At 57.2% G+C, this 21888-nt stretch carries 22 protein-coding genes and 4 tRNA genes; 20 read left to right on the top strand and 6 right to left on the bottom strand.

Translation table 11 applies throughout. The features are described 5' to 3' along the window. Positions 1–238: 238 nt before the first annotated feature. Both FEZ62_RS16430 and FEZ62_RS16425 read left to right on the top strand, forming a co-directional pair. The gene (locus FEZ62_RS16430) at positions 239–724 is read left to right on the top strand and encodes a glutathione peroxidase (RefSeq protein WP_172928982.1); all 486 of its coding nucleotides are present in this window, start codon (positions 239–241) and stop codon (positions 722–724) included. After that, the gene (locus tag FEZ62_RS16425) at positions 721–1188 is read left to right on the top strand and encodes a MarR family transcriptional regulator (RefSeq protein WP_172928980.1); all 468 of its coding nucleotides are present in this window, start codon (positions 721–723) and stop codon (positions 1186–1188) included. The genes FEZ62_RS16430 and FEZ62_RS16425 overlap by 4 nt, the downstream gene beginning before the upstream one ends. Here FEZ62_RS16425 and FEZ62_RS16420 read toward each other — a convergent pair. After that, complete coding sequence (locus tag FEZ62_RS16420) at positions 1162–3489, bottom strand: response regulator (RefSeq protein WP_172928978.1); 2328 nt, start codon at positions 3487–3489, stop codon at positions 1162–1164. The genes FEZ62_RS16425 and FEZ62_RS16420 overlap by 27 nt on opposite strands. A 117-nt stretch (positions 3490–3606) precedes the next feature. On the opposite strand from FEZ62_RS16420, the gene FEZ62_RS16415 reads away from it, so the two are divergent. Beyond that, positions 3607–4497 (top strand): DUF815 domain-containing protein, encoded by an 891-nt coding sequence (locus FEZ62_RS16415; RefSeq protein ID WP_172928976.1) that lies wholly within the window; start codon positions 3607–3609, stop codon positions 4495–4497. Next, entirely contained in the window at positions 4494–4976 is a 483-nt protein-coding gene (locus FEZ62_RS16410; protein WP_069898766.1) for a GAF domain-containing protein, read from the top strand. The genes FEZ62_RS16415 and FEZ62_RS16410 overlap by 4 nt, the downstream gene beginning before the upstream one ends. A 104-nt stretch (positions 4977–5080) precedes the next feature. On the opposite strand, the gene FEZ62_RS16405 is transcribed toward FEZ62_RS16410, so the two are convergent. After that, a complete protein-coding gene (locus FEZ62_RS16405) occupies positions 5081–5851 on the bottom strand; it encodes a hypothetical protein (protein WP_172928974.1) in 771 nt (256 codons plus the stop codon). A 226-nt stretch (positions 5852–6077) separates the two neighbouring features. On the opposite strand from FEZ62_RS16405, the gene FEZ62_RS16400 reads away from it, so the two are divergent. The 5 genes from FEZ62_RS16400 to FEZ62_RS16380 all read left to right on the top strand — a co-directional run bounded on the left by FEZ62_RS16400 (position 6078) and on the right by FEZ62_RS16380 (position 7469). Next, positions 6078–6153, top strand: a tRNA-Glu gene (locus FEZ62_RS16400). Between the two features lie 28 nt (positions 6154–6181). Then, positions 6182–6257 (top strand) — tRNA-Gly (locus FEZ62_RS16395). Positions 6258–6331: 74 nt separating this feature from the next. Continuing rightward, positions 6332–6407: transfer RNA gene (locus FEZ62_RS16390), tRNA-Glu, on the top strand. A 38-nt stretch (positions 6408–6445) separates the two neighbouring features. Further along, a tRNA-Gly gene (locus FEZ62_RS16385) sits at positions 6446–6521 on the top strand. Between the two features lie 162 nt (positions 6522–6683). Next, entirely contained in the window at positions 6684–7469 is a 786-nt protein-coding gene (locus FEZ62_RS16380; RefSeq protein WP_172928971.1) for a dienelactone hydrolase family protein, read from the top strand. 2 nt (positions 7470–7471) lie between these two features. On the opposite strand, the gene FEZ62_RS16375 is transcribed toward FEZ62_RS16380, so the two are convergent. After that, positions 7472–8332, bottom strand: a complete 861-nt coding sequence (locus FEZ62_RS16375) for a pirin family protein (RefSeq protein WP_172928969.1) — start codon at positions 8330–8332, stop codon at positions 7472–7474. A 165-nt stretch (positions 8333–8497) separates the two neighbouring features. Here FEZ62_RS16375 and FEZ62_RS16370 point away from each other — a divergent pair, with 165 nt between their 5' ends. Both FEZ62_RS16370 and FEZ62_RS16365 read left to right on the top strand, forming a co-directional pair. Further along, entirely contained in the window at positions 8498–9514 is a 1017-nt protein-coding gene (locus tag FEZ62_RS16370; protein ID WP_172929077.1) for an amidohydrolase family protein, read from the top strand. 67 nt (positions 9515–9581) lie between these two features. Beyond that, positions 9582–10052, top strand: a complete 471-nt coding sequence (locus FEZ62_RS16365) for a DUF3859 domain-containing protein (RefSeq protein WP_150549465.1) — start codon at positions 9582–9584, stop codon at positions 10050–10052. Positions 10053–10134: 82 nt separating this feature from the next. Here the strand turns inward: FEZ62_RS16365 and fabB are convergent, their stop codons facing one another. From fabB to FEZ62_RS16350, 3 genes are all read right to left on the bottom strand, one after another. Further along, on the bottom strand, positions 10135–11355 hold the full coding sequence (fabB, locus tag FEZ62_RS16360; RefSeq protein WP_172928967.1) for a beta-ketoacyl-ACP synthase I: 1221 nt from the start codon (positions 11353–11355) through the stop codon (positions 10135–10137). Between the two features lie 11 nt (positions 11356–11366). Continuing rightward, a complete protein-coding gene (fabA, locus tag FEZ62_RS16355; RefSeq protein ID WP_069898754.1) occupies positions 11367–11882 on the bottom strand; it encodes a 3-hydroxyacyl-[acyl-carrier-protein] dehydratase FabA in 516 nt (171 codons plus the stop codon). 201 nt (positions 11883–12083) lie between these two features. Next, positions 12084–13997 carry a response regulator gene (locus FEZ62_RS16350; protein WP_172928965.1) on the bottom strand — a complete coding sequence of 638 codons (1914 nt, stop codon included), beginning with the start codon at positions 13995–13997 and terminating at the stop codon, positions 12084–12086. A 319-nt stretch (positions 13998–14316) separates the two neighbouring features. Between FEZ62_RS16350 and FEZ62_RS16345 the strand changes: the two genes are divergently transcribed. The 9 genes from FEZ62_RS16345 to FEZ62_RS16305 all read left to right on the top strand — a co-directional run bounded on the left by FEZ62_RS16345 (position 14317) and on the right by FEZ62_RS16305 (position 21777). Then, positions 14317–15339, top strand: a complete 1023-nt coding sequence (locus tag FEZ62_RS16345) for an NAD(P)H-dependent glycerol-3-phosphate dehydrogenase (RefSeq protein ID WP_069898752.1) — start codon at positions 14317–14319, stop codon at positions 15337–15339. A 12-nt stretch (positions 15340–15351) separates the two neighbouring features. After that, positions 15352–15699, top strand: a complete 348-nt coding sequence (locus tag FEZ62_RS16340) for a DUF4389 domain-containing protein (protein ID WP_172928962.1) — start codon at positions 15352–15354, stop codon at positions 15697–15699. A 10-nt stretch (positions 15700–15709) separates the two neighbouring features. Next, entirely contained in the window at positions 15710–16171 is a 462-nt protein-coding gene (gene sixA / locus FEZ62_RS16335; RefSeq protein ID WP_172928960.1) for a phosphohistidine phosphatase SixA, read from the top strand. A 117-nt stretch (positions 16172–16288) separates the two neighbouring features. Then, complete coding sequence (locus FEZ62_RS16330) at positions 16289–17953, top strand: AMP-binding protein (RefSeq protein ID WP_172928959.1); 1665 nt, start codon at positions 16289–16291, stop codon at positions 17951–17953. A 39-nt stretch (positions 17954–17992) separates the two neighbouring features. Further along, a complete protein-coding gene (locus tag FEZ62_RS16325) occupies positions 17993–18436 on the top strand; it encodes a hotdog fold thioesterase (RefSeq protein ID WP_172928956.1) in 444 nt (147 codons plus the stop codon). A 130-nt stretch (positions 18437–18566) separates the two neighbouring features. Continuing rightward, entirely contained in the window at positions 18567–19388 is an 822-nt protein-coding gene (locus tag FEZ62_RS16320; protein ID WP_172928954.1) for an alpha/beta hydrolase, read from the top strand. Then, entirely contained in the window at positions 19385–20248 is an 864-nt protein-coding gene (locus FEZ62_RS16315) for an alpha/beta fold hydrolase (protein WP_172928952.1), read from the top strand. Before FEZ62_RS16320 ends, FEZ62_RS16315 begins: the two co-directional genes overlap by 4 nt. 51 nt (positions 20249–20299) lie before the next feature. Beyond that, positions 20300–20950 (top strand): glutathione S-transferase N-terminal domain-containing protein, encoded by a 651-nt coding sequence (locus FEZ62_RS16310; RefSeq protein ID WP_172928950.1) that lies wholly within the window; start codon positions 20300–20302, stop codon positions 20948–20950. After that, positions 20950–21777: a DUF4892 domain-containing protein gene (locus FEZ62_RS16305; RefSeq protein WP_172928948.1), complete on the top strand. Its 828-nt coding sequence runs from the start codon at positions 20950–20952 to the stop codon at positions 21775–21777. Before FEZ62_RS16310 ends, FEZ62_RS16305 begins: the two co-directional genes overlap by 1 nt. Positions 21778–21888: the final 111 nt, after the last annotated feature.

Here is a 21888-nt window from a genome sequence, read left to right as displayed (position 1 = left end):
TCCTGAAGTGAAGAGGCGGGGCAGTGGATGCTGCAGACTTGAGCTGAGCGAGGACTGCGCTAATAAAGTGCTGCGAATAATACGTCGCGTCTGGTTTGTGGCAAAGGGACTGCGTCGAATTTTCTCATCGCGGGCTATATCGGGGTAAATCCGCTGGTGATGATAGGTAATATAAATTGCACGCAATTTAATCGAGCGCTATTTTATGGCTTCACTCATTCATTGCGCGGAAACCACCATGAGCAACAATCTGCTGAGCATCCCTTGTACGACCATCAAGGGCGAGCAAAAAACCTTGGCCGACTTTTCCGGTAAGGCGTTGCTGGTTGTTAACACTGCCAGCAAGTGCGGTTTCACCCCTCAGTACAAAGGGCTGGAAAAGCTCTGGGAGGCGTACAAGGATCAAGGCTTGGTGATTCTCGGCTTCCCCTGCAACCAGTTCGGTAAGCAGGAACCGGGCGATGAAGGCGCAATCTCGTCGTTTTGCGAGCTCAACTATGGTGTGAGTTTTCCGCTGTTCAAGAAGATTGATGTGAATGGCAGCGATGCCCATCCGCTGTTCACTGAGCTGAAAAAACGCGCACCGGGTCTGCTCGGCAGCCAGGGCATCAAGTGGAATTTCACCAAGTTCCTGATCAGCGCCGATGGCCAGCAGGTTAAGCGTTTTGCCCCTGCGACCAAGCCTGAAGACCTGACAGGTGAAATCGAAGCGCTGCTGAAATGAATACCCAGGCCCATTTAGATGACGCATCGCTGCTGCTGGATAACCAGTTGTGCTTCAAGCTTTATGCGGCTTCGCGGGCTGTCATTCGTGCCTACAAGCCGATGCTCGACCAGCTGAATCTGACCTATGCGCAGTATCTGGCCATGCTGGTGCTGTGGGAGTGGCAGGTTCAGGCGCCTGAACAGCCGACGGTGAAGGCGCTGGGCGAGCGCTTGTTACTCGACTCCGGCACGTTAACACCGTTGCTCAAGCGCCTCGAACAGCTCGGTTTTGTATCGCGTCAGCGTTCGGTTCGTGATGAACGTGAAGTGCACATACAGCTCACCGAAGCGGGCAGCCAGCTGCGTGAACAAGTGCTGCCGCTGCGCAACGAGTTGTTGTGCCTGCACGGTGCAGAGGAAGATGAGATGGTTGCGCTGCGCCAGAATCTGGCGCAATTACTCCAGCGTTTCGTCACGTCGTAGCCAGCGATTGAGCAATTGCTCCAGCGCTTCACGGTGGATCGGTTTGGCCAGATAGTCGTCCATGCCGGCGGCCTGACAACGCTCGCGCTCGTCAGGCATGGCGTTGGCCGTGAGGGCGATAATTGGCAAACCCGGATGCATGCCATTGCGCCTGATCAAACGGGTGGCTTCGTAGCCGTCCATCACCGGCATGTTGCAATCCATCAGCACCAGATCAACTGGATGCTTTTGCAGTTGCTGCAACGCCTGCGCGCCATCGGCTGCCACAATCACATCGCAGCCGTACTTGCTGAGCATGCCCTTGGCGACTAACTGATTGACCAGATTATCTTCCACCAACAGTACCTGAGGATTTGGGCCTGAGGCGACATTTGGCCTGTGCGTGCTCAACTCTTCGCGGGTTGGCGTTTGGCTGCACGTGCGCTGCACGCCCGCATAGAGCGCTTTGCGTGAAAGTGGCCGCGCCAATTGTTCGAGCGGTAACAAGGCGGCAATCTGATCATTGCCCAAGAAGTTGCCGTAGGCTGTCACCAGCAAAATCGGCGTCCGGGTATTTGGGCGCATGCCATACAGGCATTCGGGACAGTCGCTGATAATCAGGTCCGGGTTTAATCCAAGCAGGCTGGCGTCGGTGTCCAGGCGCGTGTATTCAAGCCCCCAGGCTGGCAGTTGACTGCTGAGCAAATCGCTCAGGCCGGAGTGCTTCGACGTCAAAGCAAGCACCTTGCCCTTGAGTGGCGCGGGCTGCTCGGGCGGTAAATGGCCGAGCAGCGGCAGTTCGGCGCAGAAGGTCGAGCCGAAGCCCGGTTTTGAAACCAGACTGAGCTGGCCTTTCATGGCTTTGCACAGGTGATGCGTCAGCGCCAGACCGAGGCCGGTGCCACCAAACTGACGGGTAATGTCCGCGCCGGCCTGCATGAACGGCTGGAAGATTCGCGCCTGAGCGTCTTCAGCGATACCGATTCCGGTGTCGCGCACAGTTAATTGCACGCCACCGCCGATTCGCTTGAGGCGCACATCAACCCGGCCGAACCGGGTGAATTTGAGTGCGTTGGAGAGCAAATTGCTGATGATCTGGCGCACGCGGGTCGGGTCGCCAATCACCTGGGCCGGCACACTCGGATCAATCAGGCACGTCAACTCGACATTCACCGCGGCGCTTTGCGAAAGCAGGCTGGCGGTGTCTTCGATCATCGTCGCCATGTCGAACGGGATGGCTTCGAGTTCCATTTGTCCGGCTTCGAACTTGGACAAATCAAGCACGCTGTTGAGCAGGTCGACCAGCACCTTGCCCGAGCGATTGGCAATGGTCAGTTGCTGGCGCTGCTGGTTGGTGAGTGGGCCATCGAGCGACAAAGCCAGCATGCCGAGCAGGCCGTTGAGGGGCGTGCGGATCTCGTGACTCATGTTGGCCATAAACGCCGAACGCGCCTGTGACATGCGCAGCGTGGCTTCCTGCGCGAGTTCCAGTTCGCGGTTGGTGTCGAGCAGGCGGTCGTTGCTGGCTTTCAATTCGAGGGTGCGCGCGGAGACGATATTCTCCAGCTCATTGAGGTAGTTGGTCAGGCGACTTTCAGCGTCCTGACGCTGCTGGGTTTCCCGGGCAATGGCGGCGAATTGCCGGTTGGTTGCATTCACCAGCAAGCCGATTTCATCACGCTCATGGCCGGCCGGGTATTCCAGTTGGTAGGCCAGAGAGCTGTTGGGGCGGCGGTTGTTGATCGCGCGAATAACGCGGATCAGCGGCTTGGTGAGCGTGAAGTAGAACAACACCAGCAAGAACAGCGAAAGCAACAAACTGCGCGCAAACCCGCTGAGAAATGTCAGCAGCGAGCGCCGTAAAAAGTGGCTGCCGTAGGCGTAAGTGTCGATGTCGAGGCGCATCACGCCGAGGTTTTGGTGCGGTGCGTGGCTAACGCTGAGGTGAACCTCGAATGTCCGTTGCGCATCGAACAGAAAGTCGCTGATGGGCCGATAAGGGCTTTCACTGGGCGCGCGCCTGGCCTCGCCCAGTACTTGATTGTTGTTATCAACTATTTGCGCATGCACCACCGCGGGCGATGCCAATAGGCCGAGCACCAGTTCCTGAGCCAGTTCGGAGTCGATGTTATAGGCGATTCTTGAAGCCGGATTTCGGCTGATTTCCATCAGCGAGTTGATCTGCTGATTTATTGAAGCATCTTCGCTGGCATAATCAATGGCAACCTGAAACAGACTTAATGTCGTTCCCAGGATGAAGGCAACCAAAACCGCAAGGCCAGCCTGTTTGAATGACAGGCGTTGGGTAAGCGCGATATCCATGCGAGTGTGGGTCCCGTTTCGATCCATTCGTTCAATCAATTAATGGCGCTAGGATAGCGTATTCGCCCGGCCTGAGGGTGCGGTGGTGGTTGCAGTTGGCTAACAGAGGAGCAAGTTGTGGACTCTCAGTTGAGTGATTTTTTACGCCGTGCCGAGTCGGTATTGGCCCGCCTTGAGCCTTTGCTTCCGGCGCCGCCTATCGAAATTGACTGGCAGCAAACGGTGGCAGCGCGTTGGCATCGCGAAGGGCGTAGTGGTTATTTGCAGCCTCTGGAAGTCAGCCTCGATTTGGGCCTGGCTGATCTTATTGGGGTAGACAAGCAGCGCGATCAACTGGCCGGCAATACCCGCCAGTTCTTAAAAGGGATGCCGGCCAACCATGCGTTGCTCTGGGGCTCCCGCGGCACCGGCAAGTCATCGCTGGTGCGTGCGCTGCTGAGCGAGCACGCCGCGCAAGGTTTACGCCTGATAGAGATCGAACGTGATCATCTGGCTGATCTGCCGCGCGTGGTCGAACTGCTCAGCAAGTTGCCGCAGCGTTTTGTGCTGTTCTGTGATGATTTGTCATTCAGTGCCGGCGAAGGTGATTTTCGGATACTCAAAACGGTGCTGGATGGCTCACTCGAGCGCGCACCCGATAACGTGCTGCTCTACGCGACCTCCAACCGCCGGCATCTGGTTCCAGAGAAAATGAGTGACAACGCCGACTATCAGTTGGTTGATGGTGAGGTGCATCCAACCGAAGCGGTAGAGGATACCGTGGCGTTGTCCGATCGTTTCGGCCTTTGGTTGTCGTTTTATCCGTTCACCCAGCCGCACTACCTGCAAGTGGTTCGCCATTGGATCGAGGTACTGGCAGCGAAGTCTGGCCTGCAATGGCAGTGGGACGAGGCGCTTGAGGTGACAGCGGTACGCTGGGCCGGTGGGCGGGGTAATCGCAATGGCCGTTGTGCCTATCAATTTGCCCGCCAGTGGGTGGGTTTACAGCTTTTGGGAGCCAATAAGTGATCGAGTTACCACAGGCGAGTGATGAGTTGGCCGGGTATGCCTTGCAGGTGGCGCAGTTGCAGGCGTTGCTCGCGGGTGAGCGTGACTTTATTGCCAATGCGGCGCAGTTCTCCGCCTTTCTGTTTCAGGAAGTAGCCGACCTCAACTGGGCTGGCTTTTATCTGGCGCGCGGTGAGGAGCTGGTGCTCGGCCCGTTCCAGGGCAAGGTGGCGTGCGTGCGCATCCCGTTCGGCCGGGGCGTCTGCGGCGCTGCGGCGGCTACCCGGCTCACGCAGCGGGTGGAAGATGTGCATGCCTTTGCTGGCCACATCGCTTGCGACAGTGCGTCCAACAGTGAGTTGGTGGTGCCGGTAATCAAGGACGGCCGGCTGATCGGCGTGCTTGATCTCGATAGCCCGAATGTGGGGCGCTTTTCCGAGGCAGATCAGCGCGGTATCGAGCAGATGGTCGAGGTGTTTGTGCAGGCCACGGATATCTGAAGCGCTTACACGCAGCAAAAAGCCCGGATCACCGGGCTTTTTAGATTATTTGAGCCTGCTGTTTCATCCAGCAGCCCGTTAGCTTGCTCCCAAGCTCATTGCGGCTAGTCGTAGATCGACTTCTTCTTCCAGTCCTCTTCGGTTTCAAGCCCTTTGAGGCCGGCATTCAGTTCGCTGTCTTCGGCAAGCGGCGCTGGCGAGGTTTCGACCAGTTGGCTGTTGGCCTGATCGAGTTGCGCTTGCAGCTTCTCAATCGCGCGCTGGTAGCGCTCCGGTGAAGGTTGCTTATGCAGCATTTGCACGCCTTGCTCAAATGCCCGTCGCGCTCTGCCAGGCTGGCCGTTCTGCAAGGCCAGGCGACCGATGCTGCTGAACAGCTCTATATGCATTTGCGCCAGCAGGTGTTGCACTTCGCCTTGCCAGTGTTTGGCTTCCTGCACGCTCAGGGCGTCATCTTTGGCGCTGCGCAGGATCAACGTGTGCAGGTTTTCCAGTTGCTGGCGCACTTCATTGCCGCGCGGCTCAGAGTTGATTGCCTGCAGCGGGTTATTCAGAACAATGTCCTGGCCCAGAGACAATTGCTGGGTGAGTGCTTGCTTGCGGCTGATTGCACCCTGGTTTTTTTTGTCGAGCAGCAGAAGCTGATTGACGAAGTGCAATTGCAGGCGGCTGAGCAGCAGCTTGAGGTCGGCCGACATTAGCTGGCCGGGCAGGGCGTCGGACAGACCGCTGCAGCGCTGGATGCGGTCATTCAACTCCGAGGTGCGCCGTGAGGTTTCGAGCTTTTTGCGCTCCACCCAGTGGTTACAGTAGGCAATGGCAATGAGCAGGCCAATGCCCGATACAACAAGAATGGTAATGACCAGGGGCGACATCTATCAGCTCCGTGCAGTGCTTAGATTTTGCCCGAGTGTAGTGCCTAGGCTTTATAAGTGGGTAGTGTGGGGCTGAATTAGCGGGTGAAGTCTTTGATTTTAAAAAATTTTTACAGAAGTGTTGACGAGTTGCTTCTGGCTCCATAGAATGCGCGCCACTTCTTAGCGCAATGTTGAAAGACGAAGCCTGGTGAAGTCGGATGGCATGTAGTGATATCCGGGCAATGTCCCCTTCGTCTAGTGGCCTAGGACACCGCCCTTTCACGGCGGTAACAGGGGTTCGAGTCCCCTAGGGGACGCCATTTTAAAAGTGGCATACCAAGTTGTATTGCGGGAATAGCTCAGTTGGTAGAGCACGACCTTGCCAAGGTCGGGGTCGCGAGTTCGAGTCTCGTTTCCCGCTCCAAATTTTGCGGTGATGCTTGAAAAGCATCGTCGTGTTTGATTAAGGTAACTTGATCGAACGAATAAAAGTTCAAGGTCCCCTTCGTCTAGTGGCCTAGGACACCGCCCTTTCACGGCGGTAACAGGGGTTCGAGTCCCCTAGGGGACGCCATTTTGTTGTAAGCGCTGTTGTTTAGCGTGCTGTAAATTGCGGGAATAGCTCAGTTGGTAGAGCACGACCTTGCCAAGGTCGGGGTCGCGAGTTCGAGTCTCGTTTCCCGCTCCAAATAAACAAAAAAGCCGCTCAATAGAGCGGCTTTTTTGTGCCTGCGATTTAGGCATGCCGATTGCGGCTTTCCCCTGAATATTCTGTGCCCGTCGCGAACACTTGGTATTGCGCCTGAGTGCGTCTACTGTTGGATGATCATTTGCCAGTGGAGCCTTTGTCATGATCAAGTCGATTCTTCCCTATGCACTGTTGGGGATCAGCAGCCTCGCCAATGCCGAAATGGTGGCTAAAACAGTGGGTTATGAAATTGACGGCGCCGAGTATGAAGGCTTGCTGGTTTATGATCAGAGCATCAAAACGCCGCGCCCCGGCTTGCTGATGGTGCCTAACTGGCTGGGCGTAACCGAGAATGCTGCGAAAAAGGCCGTTCTGGTTGCGGGTGACAAGTATGTGGTGTTCGTCGCAGACATGTATGGCAAGTCTATCCGTCCAACCAACCCGGAAGAGGCGGGCAAGGCCGCAGGTGCGGTGCGTGCCGACCGGGCAATGATGCGCAAACGCGCGCAGTCGGCCGTCGAAGTACTCAAGGCTGAGGGTGCGGGCGTGGCCTTGGATGCCAGCAGGCTGGGCGCGATCGGTTTTTGTTTTGGCGGCGGAACAGTGCTCGAACTGGCCCGCTCCGGGGCTGATTTAAAAGCGTTTGTGTCATTTCACGGTAATCTGGATACGCCTAATCCAGATGATGCCAAGAACATCAAGGCGCCGGTGTTGGTGTTGCATGGCGCCGATGATCCGTCTGTGCCGCAGGCTCAGGTCGATGGCTTTGTCGCCGAAATGAAGTCGGCCAAGGCTGACTGGCAACTGGTCAGTTACGGCGGCGCCGTGCATTCATTTACCAATCCGGACGCCAATGTGCCGGGGCGCAACCAATATCATCCGTTGGTCGCGGCCCGTTCATTCAAGGCCATGCACAATCTGCTTGATGAGGTGTTTGTCGCACCCTGAGGTCAGCGCGGCAGGGCAATACGCCGGGTCTCGCCTGGCACGCTGGGCCAATCTTCGTTTGCCCAGCGTGCACGCGCCTGATCGATAAGCGCCGCATCGCTGGCAACAAAATTCCAATTGATCCGCCGCGGCCCAATAGGTGTTCCGCCAATGATCACCCAGTGGCATTCGCTGCACGCCGTGACCGTCATTAATTGCCCGGCGGGCAGCACCACAAGTTGCTGCGCCGCGATGGGCGTGTCGTCCAGCAATGCTTCGCCTGACAATAAGTAGATCGCCCGCTCTGGGTGCTCGTCAGGAATCGCCAGTGTAGAGCCAGCCTGCATTTGAATATCGGCGTAAAGCGTGGCTGAGCGCACATTGACGGGCGACTCCAGGCAAAAGCCAGTACCGGCAATCAGGCAAATGCGAACCCCAAGCCCTTCGCTTACCGGCAGGCTGGCCGCCGGGTAGTGGGTGTAGCTGGGATCGCACAGTTCTTCACTGGCGGGCAGGGCCAGCCAGACCTGCAGACCATGCAATTTCCCGCCGCTTTGCTTGAGCGACTCAGGGGTGCGCTCGACGTGGGCGACCGCTTTGCCTGCGGTCATCCAGCTTACATCGCGGGGGCTGACAATTTGATCGGAGCCCAGGCTGTCTTTGTGCTGCAAGTTGCCCTCGAACAGATACGTCAGGGTCGACAGGCCGATATGCGGATGTTGGTCGATACTCATACCGCTGCCGGGCGCATAGTCATGTTCAAGCATGTGATCGAAGAATACGAAAGGGCCGATGCTGCGGCACTTGGCGCTGGGCAGTGGGCGCAAAATCGGGTGCCCTTCGACGGTGTCTTTGCGTGGCTGGATCGACAGCGGTGCGCTCATGTTCTGTGGTCTCGGCTGCGGTTGTTTGGGCGGTTAGCGCACAGTAGCAAATACCTGGTTGATCGGTGCGTTTGGCACGTGAAAGCAGGCTGCTGAACTTGGCGTGCATCATTGAGTCTATTTTGCGTACATCACATGGAGTGTAGGCATTTGCAGTTATCTCGAATGGGTTTGTTGTTGGTTGCGGCGCTCTCTGCGGGCGCGCAGGCGCGTGAATATCACTACAGTGATGCGCATCTGCATTACGTCGATTTCTTTCAGGAAACGGCTGGAATGGATGAGCTGTTCAGCAAGATGGCTGAAGGCAGAATTGATCATGTGATGTTGTCCGGTATCCCGGTGGCCAAGAAGTGGCACGAGGATGAGCCCAAGCGTCCACGCTATTACGCCGGGGATGACGCGGGTGCTTATTGGTTCAGCGCCACGGATACGTTCATTGCCAGCGCCTACAAGCGTCTTCCGGCCGAGCAGCGTGAGCGTTTTCATCCGTTCTTGTCGGGGATCAATCCGAACGACAAGAATGCCGATGCGCTGGTGCGGCAAATGCTGGAGCTGGACCCGGGGCTCTGGCAGGGCATTGGTGAGATTTTCACCCGCCACGATGACCTGACCTCATTGATCGACGGGGAAACGCCGCGCGCCGATAACGAGGCGCTGGCGCGTATTTATCATCTGGCTGCCGAATATGATTTGCCGGTGATGCTGCACTCGAACATCACCTCAAAGCGCGAAGATAATCCGCTGTATCTGGAGGAGGTCGAGACCGCGCTGCGCAATCATCCGAACGTGCGATTCATTTGGGCACACGCGGGCACCAGTAAAGAAATTCATCGCCATCAGAAGAAGCTGGATTTCCTTCTGCCCACGATTACGCGGATGCTTGAACAATACCCGAATCTTTATATCGACCTTTCGTGGACGGTTTTGCACCCTTATTTGCTCGACGCTGACGGCAATCCGGACCCTGAGTGGGTGCAGTTGGTGAGCAGTTACCCGGCGCGCTTCATGCTGGGATCAGATGTGGTGGGGCGTTTCGACAATGTGGGCAAAATCATGTCGGAGTTCGATCCGTTTCTTGATGCGCTTCCCGAGGTGGTTGCCCAGCAGGTTGCCCGCGATAATTTCCTCGCCGTATTGCCGCGCAAGGTACAGGCGGAGGTCGCGGGGCAGGAGGGCCGCTAACAGCAGTTGTCATCGGCTTGTCATGAGGTTGTCATAGGCTCGCGGGATCTAAAACAAGGAGCGCATCATGTTTTACTCCCGATTGCCGGCACTGTTGAGTGTGGCCTGCCTGACCTTTGCAACTGCTACGCACGCTGAGGTCCGGGTCGAGGGCCCGGTCGAGTACGGCGTTTTTCCGAGCGACTACAAAGAGTTCAAGTCTGGAGAGCGAATTCTCGGTCAGGCCGGTCGGCCGATGGAACGCACAGAGGTTGTGCCGGCGAAGCTGGGCAGCAAGTTTGGCGTGCGCTACCAGTTGAGTGGCAAGAGCAAGGGCGAAGAGCCGTTGACGCTGCTGTATCTCACGCCGGGCGTGATCACACCGGACGGCAAGCGCCATGACAAGTTCGTGGTGCAGCAGGAAGTCGCGGCCGATGTGAAGAATGACGTCATGGCGTATGAGTTCACTGAAACTTATGAAATCGTGCCAGGCGAGTGGCAGTTCATGGTGTTTCAGGGCGATCGAAAGTTGCTTGAACAGCGCTTCACCGTGCGCTGATCGGATAAATCGCAGGCATTAAAAAGGGGCGCTTGAAGCGCCCCTTTTTGTACGACATCAGCCGTGCTTACAGCTGCACGACTTACTTGCCGGTCCAGCGTTGCAGAACCAGCGTAGCGTTGGTGCCACCGAAGCCGAAGCTGTTGCTCATCACGGTGTTGAGCTCAACGTTTTCGCGCGTCTCGAGGGCAATTGGCAGGTCCGCCACTTCCGGGTCGAGTTCTTCGATGTTGGCTGAGCCGGCGATGAACTTACCTTCCATCATCAGCATGCAATAAATGGCTTCCTGCACGCCTGCGGCGCCCAGAGAGTGCCCCGACAGGCTCTTGGTCGAGCTGATGGCTGGCGCTTTGTCCTTGAAGACTTCACGCACGCCACGCATTTCGGCCACATCACCAACCGGCGTGGAGGTGCCGTGGGTGTTGAGGTAGTCGATCGGTGCGTCAACCGTCGAGAGGGCTTGCTGCATGCAGCGAATGGCGCCTTCGCCGCTTGGCGCAACCATGTCGTAGCCATCGGATGTTGCGCCGTAGCCAATCACTTCGGCGTAGATCTTGGCGCCACGGGCCAGTGCGTGTTCGAGCTCTTCGACTACAACCATGCCGCCGCCACCGGCGATAACGAAGCCGTCACGCTTGGCGTCGTAGGCACGCGAAGCTTTCTCTGGCGTGTCGTTGTATTGGGTGGAGAGGGCGCCCATGGCATCAAACAGGCAGCTCTGGCTCCAGTGCTCTTCTTCACCGCCGCCGGCAAAGACAATATCTTGTTTGCCGAGCTGGATCTGCTCCATGGCCTGACCAATGCAGTGAGCACTGGTTGCGCAAGCCGAAGAGACCGAATAGTTCACGCCCTTGATCTTGAATGGCGTGGCCAGGCAGGCCGATACGGTGCTGCCCATGGTACGGGTTACACGGTAAGGCCCGACACGCTTGACGCCTTTCTCGCGCAGGGTGTCGATGGCTTCCATCTGATTCAGCGTCGAAGCACCACCGGAGCCTGCGATCAAGCCGGTACGCGGGTTTGAAACGTCTTCCGGGCTCAGGCCTGAATCTTTGATTGCCGCATCCATGGAGAGGTAGGCAAAGGCAGCTGCATCGCCCATGAAGCGTAAGATCTTGCGGTCGATTACTTCTTCAAGGTTGAGGTCGATGGAGCCGGAAACATGACTGCGCAGGCCCATTTCGGCATAGGCAGGGTTAAAACGGATACCAGCCTTACCAGCGCGGAGGTTGGCTGAGACGGTTTCTTTGTCATTGCCTAGGCAAGAAACAATGCCCAGACCGGTAATCACGACACGGCGCATGGAAAAATCCTTCAGAAGCTGTCGGTGGATGTGAACAGGCCGACGCGCAGGCCTTCTGCACTATAAATTTCACGGCCATCAACACTGACCGTACCATCGGCGATGGCCAGGATCAGCGAACGGGTGATAGTGCGTTTGATGTGCAGGGTGTAGGTGAGTTTTTTCGCGGTCGGCAATACCTGGCCGAAGAACTTAACTTCACCTGAACCCAGAGCGCGCCCGCGGCCCGGATTGCCTTGCCAGCCCAGGTAGAAACCTACCAGCTGCCACATGGCGTCAAGACCGAGGCAGCCCGGCATAACCGGATCACCTTCGAAGTGGCACGCAAAGAACCATAGATCAGGGGTGATATCGAGTTCAGCGACGATCTCGCCCTTGCCGTACTTGCCACCGGTTTCACTGATATGGACGATACGGTCCATCATCAACATGTTTGGGGCAGGTAGTTGCGCATTACCTGGGCCGAACAGTTCGCCGCGGCTGCAGCGCAACAGGTCTTCCCGGGTGAAGGCGTTTTGTTTGGTCATGCGAGCTCCTCAATAATCCCCACGCGCCAAGGTTGGGCGTATGGTCTTCACTGGCATTCAGCGAATAATGTGCTTGGGCCAGTAGCTTAGTCATAGACTATTGCGTTGTAGTGAAAGTCACAGCGCTTGTGAGTACAGTTGTACACCGTTCTGTGCCTATTCTCCCTGAAATGCGGACCGTTTGTCTCTAGTAGACAAGTCTTAAGTCGATTCCTCCGACTGACCGTGCTCACTATTTTGAGCATTCAGCCAGCGTTCAAGTACTTTGTGCAGGTCTGCTCTTTTGAACGGTTTTGCAAGGTAATCGTTCATTCCCGCGTTCAAACAGGCCTCTCTGTCGCCCTGTAGCGCATTGGCGGTGAGCGCGATTATGGGCAACTTTTTGCAATGTTTTAGCTGACGTATCCGTCGCGTCGCTTCGTAGCCATCCATCACTGGCAAGCGGCAATCCATCAAAATGGCTGCGTAGCGTTGATGTTTTTGCATGCTTACAGCTTGGGCGCCATCTTCGACCAGATCAACCTTATAGCCCAGGCTGCGTAACATGGCTTCGATCACCGTCTGATTGACCGGGTTGTCTTCAACCAGCAGCACGTGGTGATGGTTATTAGGCAATGGTTTCTGCGATAAGTTGACCGGCTGTTGTGACTGGTGTGTGAATGGCAGCGGTAATTCGAGTGTGAATGTTGAACCATGGCCCTGCTTGCTCACGGCGACCAGGCTGCCGCTCATGCATTCTGCGAGGGTTTTAGCAATCGACAAACCCAATCCCGTGCCCCCGTAACGTCTTGATATCGAACTGTCCGCCTGCTGAAAAGGGCTGAACATATGCTCAAGCTGTTCGGGTGCAATACCAATGCCAGTGTCGCTGACCGAACAGCTGAACCACAGCACCTGATCGTCCAGCTGTTGCCACCGGGTCTTCAAGGTCACGCTGCCCTGTTGAGTGAACTTCAGGGCATTGCCGATCAGGTTGACGACAATCTGGCGGATGCGCGTTGGGTCCGCCTTGACCTCGATCAGTTCCAGCCCCGGTTGTGCGTCCATGATCAGCTCTAACCCCAACTGTTTGGCGGTGTGCTGGAATGCCTGCAGCGAGTTGTTGAGCAGTTGCTGAAGATTGAACGACAAATACTCAAGCTCGATGGCACGGCGTTCGATGCGGGAGAAATCCAGAATATCGTTGATGACTTTAAGCAGGTGCTCAGTCGACTCGACGGCAAGCGCGTTGTATTCCTGCTGCTCGTCGTTCATGTCGGTGGTTTCAAGTAGCTGCAACATGCCCAGCACGCCATTCATTGGGGTGCGCAACTCGTGGCTCATCATGGCCAGGAAATCCGACTTGGCGCGGTTGGCCTGTTCGGCTTCTTCGCGTGTTTGCAGGAGTTCGGCGAAGGCTTGCTGGTGTTCGCGGCCCGTGTGGTCGAGGCTCTTGGCCAGGCTGTTGATATGCCGCGCCAGAGTGCCGAGTTCGGTGTTGTCTGGCTCGGTGATATGCGCCTGGTAATTGCCTGCGGATATTTCGGTGACGGCGTTAACCATCGAGCTGATTGGCCTGGACAAGCGCCGGGCAAGATGACGCGCCACAATGAAGGCCAGAATCAATGCCATCAGCGCCAGCAGTGCAGCTTTGATTAGTGCATCGTGCTGTTGTTGGCGCAGCACCTCATCGCTCACGCCGACGGTGACCTTGCCCAGAACGTGGGGGCTGTTGCGAGTGTCTGTGGCCTTACCCAATGCCAGTGGGCTGTGCTCGACTGGCGCCTCAAATACCATCAGGTTGGCAGGCGCATGCTCAGTCGCCTGGCCCTTTTCGCGATAAAGCAGCACGTTGTTCCGGGCGTCGCGTAACTCGAGAAAACGCACATACGGATTACTCAGGGCGCTTTCCAGCAAGGCGTCGAGCGCGCCGAGGTTGTCTTCTTCCATGCCGTGTGCGGAGGCCGGGGCCAGGTGATCGGCAATCAACTGACCGTTGCTGCGCAATGTTTCGCGCAAATCCCCAAGGCGTGAATAAGTGAAATAACTGATCAGCAATATTGTGACCAGCAACGCCGGGCCGATGCTGATCAGCTGGATGCGCGTGTGTATGCTCCAGTGACGATTAAGTGTCATGGCTGAGCTGCACACCGGCGGGATTAGAGGCGTTGCGGGCGACTGCGCGCAGGTGCTGCGCCCTGGCAATACATGACAACCTTGCCGGCGTGTTAACGCGCATGGCACGGTTTGCCTGAGTTGAGTGTGCGAGCGGTACTCATAAGTGATCCTGATTATTATGCGTTTTCTGCCTGCGGGGCGCTTGTTTCAGCAGCCCTGACAAGCCGGCGTTCTATGTTGGCTAAGGCATTGGGTTAGAGCAAGTGCTGGCCGAGAGGTTTATGGCCCGTATAATGCGTTTAGATCGCCATGGCACATGGCTAACTACGGACTTGTTATGACTGAGCAGCAACCTATCGCCGTACTCGGCGGCGGCAGCTTCGGCACCGCAATTGCCAACCTGCTAGCCCAAAACGGTCAGCCTGTACTGCACTGGATGCGTGATCCTGAGCAGGTTGAAGCTATAAAACAAAATGGGGAAAACCCGCGTTACCTCAAGGGCATCAAGATATTGCCCGGCATTGAGCCATTGACCGACCTTGAACGCGCTGTGCAAAGCGCCGAGGTTATTTTCGTGGCTCTGCCGTCGAGTGCGCTGCGTCAGGCTCTGCAACCCGTTGCAGAGCAATTGGCGGGTAAGATTCTGGTGAGCACCACCAAGGGCATCGAAGCCAAGAGCTTCAAGCTGATGAGCCAGATCCTTGAAGATATTGCCCCAGATGCGCGCATTGGCGTGCTATCCGGCCCTAATTTGGCCCGTGAAGTGGCAGAAGGTGCGCTAACCGCTTCGGTGATCGCCAGTGAAGACGAGGCCCTGTGCCTGCAAGTGCAAGCCGTCCTTCACGGCCCTACGTTCCGCGTTTATGCCAGCGGTGATCGTTTTGGGGTCGAACTCGGCGGCGCGCTGAAAAATGTTTACGCGATCATGGCCGGCATGGCCGCTGCGATGGGCATGGGCGAGAACACCAAAAGCATGTTGATTACCCGGGCACTGGCGGAAATGACGCGTTTCGCCGTGCAGCTGGGCGCCAATCCAATGACCTTCCTCGGCCTTGCCGGGGTTGGCGACCTTATCGTCACCTGCTCGTCTTCGAAAAGTCGTAACTATCAAGTTGGTTTCGCGCTGGGCGAGGGCTTGAGCCTGGAAGAGGCCGTGGATCGCCTTGGCGAAGTGGCCGAGGGCGTGAACACCATCAAGGTGCTCAAGGAGCGTGCCGAGGAACTGGAGGTCTACATGCCTTTGGTTACTGGCTTGCATGCGATTCTTTTTGAAGGGCGAACGTTAAAGCAGGTGATCGGCGCCTTGATGCTTGCCGAGCCGAAAACCGACGTCGACTTCATTCCAGCAACCGGCTTTTAAGAGGGACACTCAATGAGCAATCAGGCCCAAGAGATCGACCGCGAATCCATTTTGTTGCGGATATTGTGGATGGTGATCTTCACCATTATCTGGCAATTGGCCGTGTTTGTGCTCGGCACGGTTGTGCTGGTGCAGCTGGTTTACCGTCTGTTCTACGGCGCACCGAATGCAACCTTGCTGCGCATCGGGGACAGCACCAGCCAGTATTTGGCGCAGATCGGCCGTTTCGGCACCTTCAATACGAATGAGAAGCCGTGGCCATTCGCCGATTGGCCAGTGGCTCAGCCGGCTGAAGGTGAAGCGGCGCACAGCGTACCGCCGGCGCCACACCCAGTACGCGACGAAGAACCCAAACTGTGAGATCGCCGCTATGCGTTTGTGGCTATTAAGGCACGGCGAGGCGCAGCCTTATGCGCCCAGCGATGCTCAGCGTCCGCTAACAGCTCGGGGCAGGGCGCAAGTCTTGTTGGCCGCGGAGCAACTGCGTGGCCGACCCTTGCAGCATATTTTGGTGAGCCCTTATGTGCGCGCCCAGCAAACGGCTGAGATCGTCCGCGAGGCCATTGGTTTCGCGGGCGATTTGCAGACGGTGCCGTGGCTGACGCCCGATGATGATCCCCGTGAAGTTCTGGCGCAGCTTGGGCCTTTTGAAAGCCGCGATTTATTGCTGGTGACGCATCAGCCACTGGTCGGTACGCTTGCGGGCTGGTTGATCCATGGCCATCGCCAGCAGCCGCTGCCGATGCAGACCGCCAGCCTTGCCGAGCTTGAAGGTGAGTTTCTTGCTGCGGGCGGTTTTGATCGGCTGGCGTTGGTGCATCAGGATCACTGAGCTAAATAGGTGAAGATTCAATCGTAACTAGCCCTTGCGAGTTGTGTTTGTGCGTGGAATAGTCAACCAAGCAATTGCTTGGTTCGCCCTCACAACAATAACAAGCGAGGTGGTTCGATGGCTGATGCAACGTGTTTACCGCTCGAGATGTTCTACCGGCGTGAGCGTCTTCACCCGGAAAAACTCTACATGGTTCAACCGCAGGACGACGGCACGGTTGAAAACCTGACCTGGCAAAACGTCGGTGAGCAGGCCAGACGCGCCGCGGGTTGGCTGCGCGAAAGGCAACTCCCCGCCGGAAGCCGCGTGGCGATTATCTCGAAAAACTGTGCGCACTGGATTATCGCCGATCTGGCAATCTGGATGGCCGGACACGTATCCGTTCCCTTGTATCCCAACCTCACGGCCGACTCGGTGCGTCAGGTTCTGCAACACGCCGAGGTTGAGCTGGCGTTTGTCGGCAAGCTCGACAACTGGGCGGCCATGGCGCCAGGTGTACCTGAAAACGTGCCGACTATTGGCTTGCCGTTGTGCCCCAGCGAACCCCTCAACTACAGCTGGCATGACCTGCAGCAGTGCGCCCCCATCAGCGACTCGCCCACGCCTGCCGCGGATCAGCTGGCGAGCATTATCTACACCTCCGGCACCACAGGCATGCCCAAAGGGGTGATGCACCACTTCAGTAATTTCGCTTTCGCCGCCGTTCATTCAATTGAGATGTTCACTATCGATGAGAGTGACCGGGTGCTGTCCTATCTGCCGCTGTGCCATATCGCCGAGCGGATGTTCGTCGAAATGTCCTCTTTTTATGGCGGGCAGACGGTTTTCTTTGCCCAGAACCTCGATACCTTTCTCAACGATCTCAAGCGCGCCAGACCGACGCTGTTGTTCGGTGTGCCGCGAATCTGGACCAAGTTCCAGATGGGCGTATTCAGCAAAATGCCGGCTGAGCGGCTCGACTTCATGCTCAAACTGCCCCTAATCGGCAAACGCGTGGGTAACAAGGTGCTCAGCGGTCTGGGGCTCGATGCAGTGCGCCTGGCCCTGTCGGGCGCCGCGCCGGTCCCAGAAGCCTTGCTCAAGTGGTATCAGCGCCTCGGCCTGGATGTACTTGAGGTGTACGGCATGACCGAGAACTGCGGTTATTCGCATGTGTGTCGCAACGGCAAGTTCCGCCAAGGCTGGATTGGCCAGAACAGCATTGGCGTTGAAGTGCGCATTGATGACAACGGCGAGGTATTGGTGCGCAGTGGCGCCAATATGCAGGGCTATTACAAAGAGCCGGCAAAGACCGCCGAAGCGATGACGGCTGATGGCTTTTTGCGCACCGGTGATAAAGGCGAGCAGGATGCCGAAGGCTATCTGCGCCTGACCGGCCGGATCAAAGAGATATTCAAAACCAGCAAGGGTAAATATGTCGCGCCCGCGCCGATTGAAAATCGCCTGGCGGTTAATACACGTATTGAGCAGGTTTGCGTCATCGGTGACAGCATGGCCAAGCCTTTGGCCTTATGTGTGCTTTCAGACGTGGGCCGGCACGAGGCCGCCAATGGCGCACGGGTCGAACTTGAGCAGAGCCTGAAAAGCCTGCTGGAGGAGGTCAACGCTAAGCTGGACCAGCATGAGCGCTTGCAAAGCCTGGTGCTGGTGGGCGATGTCTGGAGCATCGAAAATGGCTACCTGACGCCGACCCTGAAAATAAAACGCACGGTGGTGGAGGATGCTTACAAAGCCAACTTCACCGCCTGGAGTGAACGCCAGGAACCGGTCATCTGGGCTTGATAGTCTGACTGGATTGGATGGAAACCCTAAGGAGCAATTATGAGTGTGTGGCAACGGAATCCGGAAATCAGAGAGCTGAATGACACCCTGAAAAATACCATCGGTGAGGTGCTCGATATTCGTTTCGAGGGTTACACCGAGAACAGCCTCACGGCCAGCATGGCGGTCGATTCACGGACTCATCAACCCTACGGCTTGCTGCACGGCGGGGCGTCGGTGGTGCTGGCGGAAACACTTGGCTCCACCGCCAGTTACCAATGCATCGACCCCAAGCAGTTTTACTGCGTTGGCCTTGAGGTGAATGCCAACCACCTGCGCGGCTTGCGCAGTGGCCGCGTTACAGCAGTTGCACATCCCGTGCACATCGGCCGTACCACGCATGTATGGGACATTCGCCTGAGTGGTGACGATGGCAAGACCAGTTGTATTTCAAGGTTGACCGTTGCGGTGGTGCCATTGGGCAGCCAGCCGCCGAAATCTTGATTAGCTGACGATGCGCGCGCCATGGTGCTCTGCCATGGCGCAGTTGGCATCATCACTGGCGTTTACAGTGGTTGTCAGCACCTTGGAGCTGCCGGACAATTTGCGCAGTTAATACAAGGTTGAGTGATTGATGAGTCAGGCTATTTTCTTTGCCCACGCCAATGGTTTCCCGTCGGCCACTTACAGCCCGTTGTTCGCCGCGCTGGCGCCTGAGTATCAGGTGAATTACCTGGCGCAACATGGCCATGATCCGCGTTTTCCGGTCAACGCCAATTGGCACAGCCTGGTCGAGGAGTTGATTCATCACCTGCAAGACCGAGTTCAACAAAGCGGCGAGCCTGTCTGGGGCGTGGGGCATTCCCTCGGCGGATTGCTGCACTACCACGCCGCCTTGCTCCAGCCGCAGCTCTATCGTGGCGTGGTGATGCTCGATTCGCCCGTGCTGACTACCCTTGATCAGGTGGTGCTGCGTGCAGCCAAACGCTTTGGCTTTATTGATCATCTGACCCCTGCCGGGCGCACGCTGGGCAGGCGTGAAGAGTTCAGCGACAGCCAGGAAGCGCACCGTTACTTTGCCGGCAAAAGCTTGTTTCGCGGGTTTCATCCCGACTGCCTGAATGCTTATATCGAGCACGGCCTGCACGAGGTGGATGGGCGCTTGCGGCTGCGTTTCGATCCGGCTACCGAGATCAGCATTTACCGCAACGTGCCGCATACAAGTCCAGGCCAACCGCAACATTTGCAGGTGCCGCTGGCCATTGTGCGGGGCGAGCAGAGTCGGGTGGTATTGCCGCATATGAGCCGCAAGGTTCGCCGTGCGGCCGTGGGTGAAACCTTCACGCTCCCGGGCGGGCATATGTTCCCGCTCGAGCAGCCGGATTCCACCGCGCTTCTGTTGAAGAACCTGCTGACCCGTTGGGCGCACACTGCGCAGCATAAGGAGAGCGCATGAGCGCGACTGTAGAAGAGGTACGCATCAGCCTGCCGCACACCGAACTCGCGGCGCACATTTACGGCCCTGAAGATGGCCTGCCGGTGATTGCGCTGCATGGCTGGTTGGATAACGCCGCCAGCTTTGCCCGGTTGGCGCCGAAGCTTACCGGCTTGCGTATCGTCGCCCTCGACTTCGCCGGTCATGGTCATTCTGATCATCGCCCTGCGGGAACCAGTTATGACATCTGGGATTATGTTTATGACGTGCTCGCCGTTGCCGACCAAATGGGCTGGCAGCGGTTCTCCCTGCTGGGTCACTCGATGGGCGCAATCGTATCGGTGTTAATGGCCGGTGCATTGCCGGAGCGAATAGAGCGCCTCGCCTTGATTGATGGTCTTGTGCCTTTTACCGGTGAAGCCGATGAGGCGCCGGAGCGCATGGGCAAGGCATTGCGCGATCTTATGACCGTCGGCAACAAGCGCAAGCCGGTTTACCGAGAGTTTGACCGGGCTGTCGAGGCGCGCATGACCGGTATGATCGGCGTCAGTCGTGAGGCTGCCGAGTTGCTGGCCCAGCGCGGACTGATGCCGGTCCCTGGCGGCTATACTTGGCGTACGGACAGCCGTTTGATGCTGCCCTCGGTGATGCGGCTGACACAAGCGCACGCGCGCGCCTTCATCAGTCGGGTGCAGTGCCCGGCACATCTGATCATTGCCGAAAGCGGCTCGTTGAGCCGTCATGAGACTGTGCTGGAGTGGTTGGACGCTGCGTATTTCACTGTCACCACGTTGTCGGGCGGGCACCATCTGCACGTGGATGACGAGGCCGGAGCGCAACGTGTAGCAGACTGTTTCAAAGGATTCTTGCATCCATCTTGACTTGGTCAGGGCAACTGGGGAAAGGTGGGGGCGAATGCAATGGAGAAACGCATGATCGATTTTTACACCGCCGCCACACCCAACGGTCAAAAAGTGGCAATTGCACTGGAAGAACTGCAACTGCCCTATGAAGTCCATGCGCTTAGCTTCGAGCAAAAAGAGCAGAAGTCGCCCGCGTTTCTGAAGATCAATCCGAACGGACGAATCCCGGCGATCATCGACCGTGAGAATGATGATTTTGTGGTGTTTGAGTCTGGCGCGGTGTTGCTCTATCTCGCCGAGAAAACCGGCCAACTCATGCCGACCGACGCCAAGGGACGCTCGCAGGTGATTCAGTGGTTGATGTTCCAGATGGGCGGGATCGGTCCGATGCAAGGTCAAGCCAATGTGTTTTACCGCTATCTGCCGGAAAAAATTCAGGTTGGCATCGAGCGTTATCAAAACGAAACCCGCCGCCTGTATGAAGTGCTGAATACCAAACTGGGCGAATCCGAGTTTATTGCCGGCGACTACAGCATTGCGGACATTGCAACATTTCCCTGGGTGCGCCAGTACGACTGGGCCGGCGTCTCGGTTGAGGGCCTGAATAACCTGCAACGCTGGTTGAAAACGGTCGATCAGCGTGCTGCGGTGCAGCGCGGTTTGCTGGTGCCCAAACCTGCGGATAAAGCGCAGTCCACTCAACAGACGATGGCCCGCTAATGGTGCGCTCAACTGGTTTGAAACTGCTCTGCGGCGCGTTGTTGGCAGCCGCCTGCGTGAGCGCAAATGGCGCGGCGAATGATGTCGCGGGCAGTCGTGATCTTGAGATTTTGCCGCGCTTTGCGGGCAGCAAGATTGTTAATTTTGACGAAGAGGCCGAGCAGGAGCGGATTTATCCGCAAGGTTCCATTCGCCGCATCAGCGGGCGGCTGCGTTATGAAAATTCGATTGAGGCCACCGGCACCCGAATTGCGCTGACCTACCAATTGCCCTCCACACACAGCTCCGATGAGGTGTTCAACAAGGCCCGCGAAGATGTGCTGAAACAAGGCAGCGAATTGCTCTATTGGTGCCAGGGGCGTGATTGTGGCGCCAGCAGCCTGTGGGCCAACTCGGTGTTCGGCGAGTCGGGTTTATACGGTCCGGATGATCAGCAGGCGTATGCCTTGCTGAAACTGGCAGCGCCGCACGACAACCAACTGGTTGCGCTGTACAGCATTACCCGGGGCAACCGCCGGGCCTATCTGCACGCCGAACTGTTCACGGCCAATGCGACGCTGGCCGAAGTGCTGCCAACGCCGGCAACACTCATGCGCCAACTGCGTGTGACCGGCACGCTGGAATTGTCTGCACATGAACAGCCAACCGAGGATTGGGTGACTGTGGTTGCCCGCGCGCTGAATCTCGACAGCACCATGCGCGTGACCTTGGCAGGCCCGCAGGCCGAATCATGGCGAGAGGCGTTGGTCGAGGCGCGGGTTCGTGCTGCGCGCCTTGAGCTGGATGATGATCAGGTGCAAGGGTTACGGCTCAACGTACTGCGTTGAACCCGCAGGCTCAATCTGCATCAAATTGCCAGTAGGCGACTGTCGCTTCACTGGCGGTTAGCACTACTATTGCGTACTTACCCCTAAAAGCCCTGTGCATTCGCATGGGGC

It is taken from the genome of Pseudomonas sp. MS19 (genome assembly GCF_013277615.1).
GTDB lineage: Bacteria > Pseudomonadota > Gammaproteobacteria > Pseudomonadales > Pseudomonadaceae > Aquipseudomonas > Aquipseudomonas marincola.
This window is presented reverse-complemented; position numbering and strand designations above follow the sequence as displayed.